8 protein-coding genes are annotated in these 12174 nt (G+C 48.2%); 3 read left to right on the top strand and 5 right to left on the bottom strand.

Annotation, left to right across the window (positions count from 1 at the left end; genetic code table 11):
* Positions 1–246: 246 nt before the first annotated feature.
* On the top strand, positions 247–3477 hold the full coding sequence (locus BN93_RS07325) for a S41 family peptidase (protein WP_019187689.1): 3231 nt from the start codon (positions 247–249) through the stop codon (positions 3475–3477).
* A gap of 91 nt (positions 3478–3568) precedes the next feature.
* Positions 3569–4471 carry a helix-turn-helix transcriptional regulator gene (locus BN93_RS07330; RefSeq protein WP_019187690.1) on the top strand — a complete coding sequence of 301 codons (903 nt, stop codon included), beginning with the start codon at positions 3569–3571 and terminating at the stop codon, positions 4469–4471.
* A 1339-nt stretch (positions 4472–5810) separates the two neighbouring features.
* On the opposite strand, the gene BN93_RS07335 is transcribed toward BN93_RS07330, so the two are convergent.
* Positions 5811–6413: a ribonuclease HII gene (locus tag BN93_RS07335; protein WP_019187692.1), complete on the bottom strand. Its 603-nt coding sequence runs from the start codon at positions 6411–6413 to the stop codon at positions 5811–5813.
* 769 nt (positions 6414–7182) lie between these two features.
* Between BN93_RS07335 and BN93_RS07340 the strand changes: the two genes are divergently transcribed.
* A complete protein-coding gene (locus BN93_RS07340; RefSeq protein ID WP_044260079.1) occupies positions 7183–7485 on the top strand; it encodes a hypothetical protein in 303 nt (100 codons plus the stop codon).
* Between the two features lie 227 nt (positions 7486–7712).
* Here BN93_RS07340 and BN93_RS07345 read toward each other — a convergent pair whose 3' ends face one another.
* The 4 genes from BN93_RS07345 to BN93_RS07360 form a co-directional block, all read right to left on the bottom strand.
* Entirely contained in the window at positions 7713–8927 is a 1215-nt protein-coding gene (locus BN93_RS07345; RefSeq protein ID WP_019187694.1) for an aminotransferase class V-fold PLP-dependent enzyme, read from the bottom strand.
* 332 nt (positions 8928–9259) lie between these two features.
* Positions 9260–10600, bottom strand: coding sequence for a Fe-S cluster assembly protein SufD (gene sufD / locus BN93_RS07350; RefSeq protein ID WP_019187695.1), 1341 nt, complete (start codon positions 10598–10600; stop codon positions 9260–9262).
* A gap of 12 nt (positions 10601–10612) precedes the next feature.
* Positions 10613–11368 carry a Fe-S cluster assembly ATPase SufC gene (sufC, locus tag BN93_RS07355; protein ID WP_019187696.1) on the bottom strand — a complete coding sequence of 252 codons (756 nt, stop codon included), beginning with the start codon at positions 11366–11368 and terminating at the stop codon, positions 10613–10615.
* Between the two features lie 16 nt (positions 11369–11384).
* Complete coding sequence (locus BN93_RS07360) at positions 11385–12152, bottom strand: hypothetical protein (protein WP_044260174.1); 768 nt, start codon at positions 12150–12152, stop codon at positions 11385–11387.
* Between the last annotated feature and the right edge of the window lie 22 nt (positions 12153–12174).

A 12174-nucleotide genomic window follows, 5' to 3' on the forward strand; every position in this document is an offset into this window, starting at 1 on the left:
TTCTAAAAGTTACTTTCTGTGTAGGTACTGTTAGAACTCACCTATAATGTCTTCAGTACAATTTACTTTGCAAATTTATCCCCCCAACCGCTTTGTTGTCTCGTGAATAATCAATATATTTGCAGCCATATAACAAGGAAACCATCTTGCGCGAGCAGCATAACGAAGTGGCGCAAACGCCACCCTGCCCTACCATCAGCTATCCGAACAATCGCATATAATATAAAGACATACCAATTTTTGACGATGAAAACGACCCTGACAATCGTGGCCCTTGCCCTAGCTACATCGGTATCGGCCCAAGAAAATCCTTTGTGGATGCGCTATTGCGCCATTTCTCCCGATGGCTCTGCCGTGGCTTTCACCTACAAAGGCGACATCTACACCGTTCCTACAACGGGTGGAACAGCACGCCAACTTACAACCAACGCCGCCTTCGACACACATCCCGTGTGGAGCCCCGACAGCAAACAGCTGGCGTTTTGCTCTAACCGAGAAGGCAGCATGGATGTGTATGTGATGCAACGCGAAGGTGGCACGCCCCGAAGACTAACCACCAACAGCAACAGCGAGACGCCCATCGCATTTAAAGACAACAACACCGTGCTTTACACCAGTAGCATTATGCCCTCGGCCAAGAGCATTATCTTTGCCAACAGAATGCTCCCGCAGGTGTATGAGGTGGGCACTAATGGTAGCCGACCCCATCTTTTCTCGGCTCTTCCCATGATGGACATCAGCATCCGGCCCAACGGCGACTTGCTGTATCACGACCAAAAGGGCTACGAAGACCCTTGGCGCAAGCACCATCGCTCGCCCATCACGCGAGACATTTGGCTGCGCCGCGATGGAAAATACACCAAGCTTACCAACTTTAACGGCGAAGACCGCACACCCGTTTGGGCTGCTCAGGGAGATACCTTTTACTACCTGAGCGAAGAAGACGGCACCTTTAACGTGTACATGCGCAACATCGACGGCACTGGCAAGCAACAACTAACCCACCACACCACCAATCCCGTGCGCTTTCTAACCGCCGCCAACGACGGAACGCTGTGTTATGGCTACGACGGCGAGATATATACCTTGAAACAGGGCGAGCAACCGCAGAAACTGAAAGTGAACATCGTAACCGACAAGATAGACACAGACCTTGACAGGCAGACGCTTTTCACGGGCGCAACGGAGATTGCACTTTCGCCCGACGGCAAAGAGTTGGCCTTTGTTCTGCATGGCGACGTATATGTCACCTCTAACAACTATCGCACCACCAAACAGATAACCGACACGCCCGAACAAGAGCGCGAAATACAATTCGCTCCCGACGGGCGCAGCATCGTTTACGCATCAGAACGCGGTGGACTATGGCAAATCTATCGCACAAAGCTGAAGCTAGACAAGGAAAAAAGCTTTGCATACGCCACTCAACTTGAAGAAGAACAGTTGGTAAAGAGCGACCGTACCTCGCAACAGCCTCGTTTCAGTCCCGACGGCAAGAGCATCGCCTTCTTCGAAGACCGCTCTACCTTACGCGTTCTCGACATTAAGAGCAAGGCCGTGCGCACGGTGATGGATGGAAAGTACGTTTACTCCTACTCCGATGGCGACATTAGCTTTGCATGGAGCCCCGACAGCCGTTGGTTGCTCTCATCGTATATCGGCGTTGGCGGCTGGAACAGTCCCGACGTTGCCTTGGTAAAGGCCGATGGAAAGGGCGAAATTCACAACCTTACGCAAAGCGGATACAGCGACGTAGGCCCCCGATGGGTGCTCGGCGGCAAGGCAATGCTTTTCAGTAGCGACCGTGCCGGCTATCGCAGTCATGGCTCGTGGGGTGCCGAACGCGACGTTTACATCATGTTCTTCGACCTCGACGCTTACGAAAAGTTCAGACGAAACAAGGAAGAACGCGAACTAGCCAAGAACGAAGTTCAGGAAAAGGATGAAAATAAGAAAGAAAAAGAAGAAGACAAGCTGAAACTTGGTTCGGCTAAGAAGGATAAGAAAGACGATGTGAAGGCTTTGGAGTTCGATTTGGAGAACTGTCGCGACCGCGTCATCCGCCTTACCGACCACTCTTCGCACTTAGGCGACTATGTGCTGAGCAATGGCGGCGACACCTTGTACTACCAATCGGCGTTCGAAAGCGGGTACGACCTTTGGAAACGCGAGATTAGCGAAAACAAAACAGCCATCGCGATGAAGAACGTGGGCGGTGGCGAGTTTATCCCCGACAAAGACTTCCGCAACTTGTACCTCTGTACCTACAACGCCATTAAGAAGATCGACTTGGGTAGTGGAACAAGTAAGAACATTGAGTTCGAGGCGCGTTTCAATCTCAAACCCTACGCCGAAAGGCAATACATGTTCAACCACGTTTGGCAACAAGTAAAGGATAAGTTCTACGTGCCTACGCTGCACGGAGTGGACTGGGCCAACTATCGCAAAGTGTACGAAAAGTTCCTTCCCCACATCAACAACAACTTCGACTTCAGCGAAATGCTCAGCGAAATGTTGGGCGAACTGAACGCCTCGCACACTGGCGCACGCTATTGGGGCACAGCTCCGCGACTGCAAACGGCAGAATTGGGCCTTTTCTTCGATACGGAATATCAGGGCGACGGCCTTCGCGTGCAAGAAGTAATCAAACGCGGACCATTTGCCGTGCGCAACACAAAGGTTACGCCAGGCTGCATCATCGAGAAGATAGACGGCGACAGCATCCTGCAAGGTAAAGACTATTACCCCTTGCTCGATGGCAAAGCAGGCAAACCCGTGCGCGTTTCGGTGTTCAACCCCAAGGGAAAGAAACGTTTCGACGTGGTTATACGTCCCATCTCGGCAAGCGAACAACAAGAGTTGCTGTACAAACGCTGGGTAGACCACAACCGCCACCTTGTTGATAGCCTATCGGGAGGTCGTTTGGCCTACGTACACGTTAAGGCAATGAACAGCTCAAGTTTCCGTCAAGTGTATCTCGAACTGCTCAGCGACACCAACCGCCGCAGAGATGCCGTTATCGTAGACGAACGCCACAACGGCGGAGGATGGCTACACGACGACCTTTGCACGCTGCTAAGCGGCAAGGAATACCAACAATTTGTGCCTAACGGGCGCTATGTGGGTAGCGACCCCTTCAACAAATGGACTAAACCCTCGTGCGTAATGGTGTGCGAAGACGATTACAGCAACGGCCACGGTTTCCCCTGGGTATATAAAGAGTTGGGCATTGGCAAGCTGATAGGTACGCCCGTTGCAGGAACAATGACCGCCGTTTGGTGGGAAAACCTGCTCGACCCCTCCATCGTGTTCGGCATTCCGCAAGTGGGATGTCGCGACATGCGTGGCAAGTATGGCGAAAACACCCAGCTAGACCCCGACATCGAAGTGTATAACACACCCGAAGACTATCTCAACGGATACGACCGACAACTGGTTAGGGCCGTTGAAGAGATGATGAAGGTGGTGAAGAAGTAAGTTAGAATCCATGCACTTGGTGGTCTGAACAGGTCGGACTAGCCTGACTAGTCCGACCAGTCCAGACCACCTTTTAGAGCTTTTATCCTCAATGAACAACCTTAGCCGTGAACTAGAGCTATTGCTCTTATTAACCGAAAACCGCGATTACACCGTACAATTGCTGGCCGACCGCCTTGACATAACCCGCCGCCAGTTATACTACGACCTCGAAAACCTGCGCGCATGTGGCTTTAAACTCATTAAGACAAGCACCCGCTATCGGCTCGACCGCCATTCTTCTTTCTTCAAACGACTGCACGAGAACATCGCCCTTACCGAAGAAGAGGCCATGTTTGTATACCGTCTGCTCGACCGCTTGCCGCACACCGACTACCTTTCGAAGAACATACAATCGAAACTTGAACGTTTCTTCAACCTCGAATTGCTTACCGATGTGGGTCAACGCCGACAGGCGGAGCGTAACGCTGCCGTGCTGCGCGAGGCCATTGCGCTACGCCGGGTGGTGATACTCAAAAACTATTCGTCGCCCCATAGTCGCACCGTTAGCGACAGAATGGTTGAACCTTTCCTCTTTCTCAATGCCGAAATGGACATCCGCTGTTTCGAGATAAACAGTCACACCAACAAGACTTTCAAAACTTCGCGTGCCGAATCGGTAGAGATGACCGACGTGGAATGGCTCAACGAGAAAAGCCACAAATCCATTTTTACCGATATCTTCATGTTCAGCGGTGAGGAAAGGCTACCCGTAGAGTTGAAGTTGGGGCGGCTATCGCACAGCATTCTACTAGAAGAATACCCCGCAGCAGCGGCTTACATCAGCCCGGCAGACGACTCCGAGCATTGGACTTTCTCTTCAGACGTTGCCAGTTACCTCGGCATCGGCCGTTTCGTACTGGGTCTTTATCACGACATCGAAGTACTAGGCAGCCCCGATTTCGCAGACTACATATATAATAAGGTAAGAGCAATGGTTGAGAAAGTGGGCTAGCCAGTCGCGTTAACACATTTGCATGCACATTAACCACTTAAAGCCATCTAGCAAGTAAACAAACATGTTTACCAGTAACCACAAGCGTAAGGGCGATAAAAAACAGCTGTTCAAAGCCTTAAAGCAGAAGGCCAAGGAAACCAAAAGCTTATTGGTTTATCAACTTACATACACAAAATCCGCCATTTCACCGCCTGTAAAGTTTAAATCATCAAGAAGTAGTCTTGGCTTTTTATGTTTCTATAAATTAAGAGGTGTTTGTTCTCTCAGTGATACCAACACAAGAAAAACACACTTCTTACACACGAATAGCCGTTACCCAGTCGTGTCACTTGTCATACCAACACAAGATACCCCCCTTTCTCACACGCGAAGTACAGGATAAATCAACCTACGAACTCATCAACTTATCGACCTATCAACTTATCAACTTATCAACTTATCAACTCAAAAACACATCAACTTACCAACTCAAAAACTCATCTACTCAAAACATCTCCAACTCACCAACTCACCAACTCACCAACTCACCAACTCACCAACTTGAAAACTTAAATTATTTTCTTTTGTTTTACAATATCGCTCCAATTTTCGCTCCGTTCTAGCGAAAATATAGGCCATAAAGTAGGCAAATCTCACCTTTTTCTAGCCTTTCACTTCTCCCAACATGTTCAATTTTAAGAAAAAGGCTTGCATTTTGTACCATTTAGCCTTTCTAGATTGGTTGCCAACTCATTATTTTTCGCACCCAAATATGCGCTTTTAACCCCTAAAATTCCACTTTTTAACCACTATTTTGCACTTTTCGGTCATGTATTTAACGGCTCTAAAAGGTTTTGTTTATACCATTGCCGTGGATATTTATGCTTTTTGCATTGCGTTTAGCACCATTTTGCCCTGCATTTTGCACCATTTTACCTTGCGTTTAGCACCAAAACGCACTGCATTTAGCACCAAAACGCAGTGTATTTAGCACCAAAACGCAGTGTATTTGGCACCAAAACGCAGTGCATTTAGCGGCAAATAGCCCGAAATCTGGTGCAAATGGCGATCTTTTTAAATAAAAATTCATTTCATCATATTCACAAGCTACCCCCTTTTTGCATCAAAACAAACCTTCGCGAGAATCGATTTTTTGCGGCAAGATGAGCGATTGGTGGACAAAAAGGGTACTCACAATGTTAAATTTGTTGCCTAAAACTAGACAAAACAATTATGCCGTAAACACGCGCGAATGAGCAACGGCACCAAAAACATGCTTAAAAGCCTATGAACTAAGAAACTCATAAGTCCATAAACTAACCTGCTTAAAAACTCGCCAACTCATAAACTCATAAACTTAAACCTTCTCATCCTCCAACATTTCCTTAACGCCTTTGAATGTTTTACGATGAAATGGCGAAATTCCATGTTCTTCAATAGCAGCGCGATGCGCCTTTGTAGGATAGCCTTTGTTCACATCCCACTGGTATACGGGGTGTTGTAAGGCAAGGTTATTCATATAATCGTCGCGGTAAGTCTTGGCCAAAATGCTGGCAGCAGCTATCGACAAGAACTTGGCATCGCCCTTAACAATCGTTTCGTGGGGCAGAGTGCCGTAGGGTTTAAAGCGGTTTCCGTCTACGATAACGGCCTGCGGACGAAGTTTCAAGCCATCTAGTGCGCGGTGCATGGCAAGTATGCTCGCATTAAGAATGTTTATTTTGTCGATTTCATCGGCCGTAACCTCGCCCACAGCCCACGCTAAAGCATCGGTTTCTATCTGCGTACGCAAGGCATAACGCTGTTTCTCGGTCAGCTTTTTCGAGTCGTTTAGCAAAGCGTTCTCGTAATCAACAGGTAATATTACGGCTGCCGCAAACACGCTGCCAGCCAAACATCCACGGCCTGCCTCGTCGCAACCGGCCTCGATTAAATCGGTAAAAAAATGAGATTTTAGCATAAAGTTTATATTTTATGGGGGCGAAAAGGCAGACAAAGGTGAAAGGGTGAAAAAGTGAAAAGGTGAAAAGACGGCTGCGCACCTTAAAGGTGAAAAAGTGAAAGGGTGAAAAGGTGAAAAGATGGCTGCGCACCTTAAAGGTGAAAGGGTGAAAGGGTGAAAAGATGGCTGCGCACCTTAAAGGTGAAAGGGTGAAAAGGTGAAAAGGTGAAAAGATGGCTGCGCCCTCTAGCTTGTTAGCTAAGGAGGAAAACTGACAGTGCTTATTAACTATCTTGTTGTTCTAGGCTGCCTAGTTGTTCTAGATTAACTAGTAGTTCTAGATTAACTAGTAGTTCTAGATTAACTAGTAGTTCTAGATTAACTAATTGTTCTAGATTAACTAATTGTTCTAGGATTTCTAGTTATTCTAGGGCATCTAGGTTCCCTAGTTGATCTAGCACTCCTAGGGTTTCTAGTTATTCTAGGATTCCTAGGCACTCTAGGCTTTCTAGGCAAAGCATCTAGCTTAATCCTTTACTGCCCTCACTACTTACTACTTACTCCTTTCTCCTTCCTCCTTCCTCCTTCCTCCTTCCTACTTCCTCCTTTCTCCTTCCTACTTCCTACTTCCTACTTCTTACTTCCTCCTTACTACTTACCACTTCCTACTTCCCCCTTTTGTTAATTATTAACCAAATTCATTTGTTTGTGAAATATCACTTCCATATTTTGCTGCAATTTTGCACCTACAAAGATAAGCAAATAATAACATTCAACATAGAGAACAATGAAAAAGGAGATGACATTATCAGTTAATTCTGCAAGCGAGATGCGTATAAACAACCTCTTTGCTAGCATAAAGAAAGGCATTATGTTCCCCATAGTGTGGCTAAGCCAATACTATTCGGCCGTATTGAACAAGGAGATAAGTGTCAAAACCACATTTCAACTGCTCAATGCACAAGTGGCTTTTGCCCTCGCCGTATTCCCTGCCAACGCCCCTTTTATCCTTCGGGTGGTATGCACAGCATGGTTCGCCACAGCCATTAGCGGATGCAAACGAAGTTTAAAAGGCAGCAAGCGCAGATAAAGGCGTGCGCCCAGAGCAACAAAAAAGCAAGAAACAGCGGTTTCATCGATAGGCAAGGCCTATCAAACACGTGTTTGCGTTGCATCCCATTTGTTGGTGCAACGCAAACAAATACATTTCATTTAGAACAACAACACACACCCATTATCAAGCATTTTCAGGCTAAACAAATGCTATTTAGCCACAAATTCCTAAAAAACAAGGCAACCAAAAACACTTGTTCTGCCCTAGAACATTGCCGCCACTCTACGCACGCCAGCTACAAGGGCGTCAACCTCTTCGCGCGTGTTGTACAAGCCAAACGAGGCGCGAACGGTACCAGAAATGCCCAAACGAGCCATAAGCGGTTGCGCGCAGTGGTGACCCGTGCGAACGGCAATGCCCAAACGATCGAGCAAGGTGCCGAGGTCTAGATGGTGAATGTCGCCAACAAGAAAACTAATGACGGCGTCTTTATCGGTGGAATGGCCGAAAATGCGCATGCCGTCGATGGTTTCTAGCTGTTGAGTGGCATAACGCGTAAGGTCTTGTTCGTGCTGTTGAATGTTGTCCATGCCCAAAGTCGAAAGGTAATCGAGGGCAGTTGCTAGTCCGTGAGTGGCCACATAGTCGGGCGTACCAGCCTCGAACTTAAACGGCAGTTCGGCAAAGGTGGTCTTTTCAAAACTCACTGTTGCAATCATCTCGCCTCCTCCTTGGTATGGCGGTAGCTTTTCGAGCCATTCTTCCTTACCATACACAACGCCAACACCCGTTGGGCCATAAGCCTTATGCCCCGAAAAGGTGAAAAAGTCGCAATCCAAGTCTTGCACATCCACCTTAAAATGCGGCACACTCTGCGCCCCGTCCACCAAAACAGGCACGCCATGAAGATGTGCGCGACGCACAATCTCCTTAATGGGGTTCACCGTTCCCAACACATTACTTACCTGCATCACGCTAACCAGTCGGGTACGCGAAGTAAATAATTTATCCATTTCATCGAGGATAAGCTCCCCTCGGTCGTCAATGGGTATCACCCTGATGGCAATACCGCTACGGGCAGCTTGCAATTGCCACGGCACAATGTTGCTATGGTGTTCCATTGCGGTGATTATCACCTCGCCGCCAGGCTGCATAAAGCCCTCGCAAAACGAAGAGGCGATAAGGTTGATGCCCTCGGTTGTTCCGCGAGTAAATACTATTTCGTTGTCGCTACGGGCATTAATGAACTTACGAACGGTGGTTCGGGCAGCCTCGTGGAGGTCGGTTGCTTGCTGCGAAAGATAGTGAACACCTCGATGCACGTTGGCATTGGCATTGAGATACTCGTTCCGCATGGCATCGAGAACGCAAAGGGGCTTTTGCGTTGTCGCCCCATTGTCTAGGTAAACCAATGGCTTACCGTACACTTCGCGCGATAAAATGGGGAAATCTGAACGAATGGAGGTGATGTTGTACATATCTTTGAGGAGTTAAGGAGTTAAGGAGTTAAGGAGTTAAGGAGTTAAGCCAAATGCTTTGTTGCAGAGTGGAAAACAATCTTGTAAACTCATCGACTTGTCTGATTATCCAATGTATATGAAGCTAAGGAGTTAAGTCAAATGCTTTGTTGCAGAGTGGTAAAACAGCCCTGACAACTCGTTAACTTATCAACTCATCAACTTGTCAACTCGTTAACTTTGTCAATTCATCAACTTGTCAACTCGTCAACTAAAAGCCTTCGTCAACCCATTAACTAACAAACCATATCACGCCCCTCTCCCCTTGGAGAGGGGAAGGGGGTGAGGCTTTATTACACTTTTCTACATCCTTCGCATCGGTCGAACTCGCCGCGGAAACGTTTTTCTACCAAATGATGCAAGCGTTCGCGTAGCGGTTCGAGGTCCATTTGGTCGATTACTTCGTTGATAAAAGCAAATTCGAGCAACAATTTCGCCTCCTTTTCGCTTATGCCACGCTGGCGCATATAGAACAGGGCCGCATCGTTAAGCTGCCCTACGGTAGAGCCATGCGAACATTTCACATCGTCGGCGTAGATTTCGAGCATGGGTTGGGTGTACATGTGCGCCTTTTTCGTTGCACAAATGTTTTGGTTACGCATCTCCGAATCGGTGTGTTGGGCATCTTGTCGCACCAACACCAAGCCTGCGAAGGCACCAACTGCCTCATCGTCCAACACATATTTATATAGCTCGTGACTTTGACAGTTGGGCACGGCGTGGTCTATCACGGTGTTGTTGTCCACATGCTGTTTCTTATCGGCAATAACACAGCCCGACAAGTTGCATTCGGCACCCTCGCCACGGAACGTTAACGAAACATTGTTGCGCGTTACACCATTGTGCAGCGTTATCACATTGTGGTTCACGCGGCTGCTAGACTGCTGTTCGATGTAAACACTGCTCACACGTACATTCTTCTCGTGGGTTTCTTCCATGCAGTAAAGGTCTAGTCGGGCGTTATCGCCAACAAAGGCCTCGATAACCTGCGTGGCCAAGAAACGTTGGTCGTCGAAGGTGTGGTCGCAAAACAAGAACTTGGCCTCGGCTTGCGGTTCAACGATGATAAGCACGCGGCGATTAACCATGAGGTCTACTTGTGCATGCAGAATATTAATTACTTGTATGGTTTGTTCGATCTTTACGCCGCGCGGAACATACACCAATAGCCCGTCTTGTGCCAGCATCGTGTTGAGTGCTGTTACGGCATCGCCAGACGTTGCGGCCAACTTACCATAGTATTTGACGATGAAATCGGGATTTTTCTCTGCGTATTGGCACAGTGAAGTAATAACAACGCCATCGGGAAGTTGCTTGTGGGGCGCGGTGGGCTGCAAGAAAGCATCGTTAACCACAAAGTGATTGGCCGTGCTAAGGCGCGGCACATCGCAACTGAACACCTCGTAAGGATTGATGGGCATGGGCAAGCGTTGCAGGTTAAGCCCGAAGTCGGGTTCGAAAAGCTTGCTTATGTCGGTGTATTTGTACTTCTCGGTCTTGCGTGTAGGAAATCCCAAACGCTTGAAATCTTCGAAAGCAGCCTCGCGCGGAGCGTTCATTACCGCGGTGGAATGGGCGGAAATAACATTGCGGTTGGCCTCGAAGAGGTCTATATATTGTTTCTCACTATTCATGTTTGCTAGCCTTTACTTCTCTCCTACTTCTTCTTTAATCCAGTCGTAGCCGCGCGCCTCAATCTCTTTGGCCAACTCTGGCCCAGCCGTTTTAACGATTTTGCCCTTGTAAAGCACGTGTATCACGTCGGGGCGGATGATGTCTAGCAGTCGGTCGTAGTGGGTAATGACGATGGTACTGGTGCTAGGCGACTTCAATTTGTTAACGCCTTCGGCCACGATGCGCAGGGCATCGACGTCCAAACCCGAGTCCGTCTCGTCGAGAATAGAGAGTTTTGGTTCGAGCATGGCCATCTGAAAAATTTCGTTACGCTTTTTTTCGCCACCGCTAAACCCCTCGTTTACCGAACGTTGAGAGAGCTTTGCATCTAGTTCTACTATCTGCCGCTTTTCCTTCATCAGCTTAATGAAGTCGGCTGCTGGTAGGGGTTCGAGGCCTTGATACTTGCGTTTCTCGTTGATGGCGGTACGCATGAAGTTGGTCATTGATACGCCTGGAATTTCAACGGGGTACTGAAACGAAAGGAAGATGCCTTCGTTGGCCCTGTCTTCGGGTTTCATCTCGAGCAAGTCTTTGCCGTTAAAAACGGCCGTTCCATCGGTAACTTCAAACATGGGGTTACCAACCAACACAGCCGAGAGCGTGCTTTTGCCCGAGCCGTTGGGTCCCATGATGGCGTGGGTTTCGCCATCTTTAACCGTGAGGTTGATTCCTTTTAATATCTCTTTATCGCCAATCTTGGCGTGCAAGTTTCTTACTTCTAACATATATATATCTATTGTTTTATTGTTTACTATTCGTATTGGGGCCAAACAGTATGTTGTATAGCAAATCGTCTAGCAGCCCTTTCACCACCTTCATCCCATCTTTCTCGGTGAAATGGAACGGAAAATCGATTTTCAGGCCCACATTAAATCCGTGCCTAATCGGGCGCAAGCGCACATCGAAGGGTTCTGGCAAGTGGCCATACTTGGCCTGGAAAACAGATGCCTTACTGAAACCTAGCCTGCAACTATATTCTAGCTGAAGGGCTATGCTGGTGAAAAGATAGAGGTCGACACCTACTGTGGGCGCGAGGTTGAAATGCGGAATATGCGCCATTCCATCGTAACGCACACGGCCATAGCGGTTGCTGTCCACCTCTCTGCTGAAGGCTTTGCTGCCTCCGTTAAAATTGTATAGTGCATCGAGCCCGACGTATGGCTGCACACCCCACGTCTTTCTGCCGGGATAATATCGCCCTCCGAGCGAAAAAATCGCCATGTCATCGCCCAAATTGGTGTCGAGGAAGTTCCATTCCTCATGTTCATAACCCGCTTTCAGCGAGAGCGGCGTGTTGGGCAAGTAGTATTCTACGCGCAATTTGGATAGCATCCCATAGCCCGAACCAACCTTTTCTGGTATGGCGTACGCGCCATTTGTGGCGGTTCGCACGTGGGGAGAGGCCGCACCACCTATTTGTCCGTCAATGCCGAAGGTTCTAGCTCCTTCGTCTTGCGCCTTAACGGTTAAGCCCATAAAGAGCGTTAAGAGCATCCATATCGTTCTCATGTCGCCTGGTTTTGGTATGGCC

The sequence above is a fragment of the Prevotella conceptionensis 9403948 genome, from assembly GCF_000312305.1.
Taxonomy (GTDB): domain Bacteria; phylum Bacteroidota; class Bacteroidia; order Bacteroidales; family Bacteroidaceae; genus Prevotella; species Prevotella conceptionensis.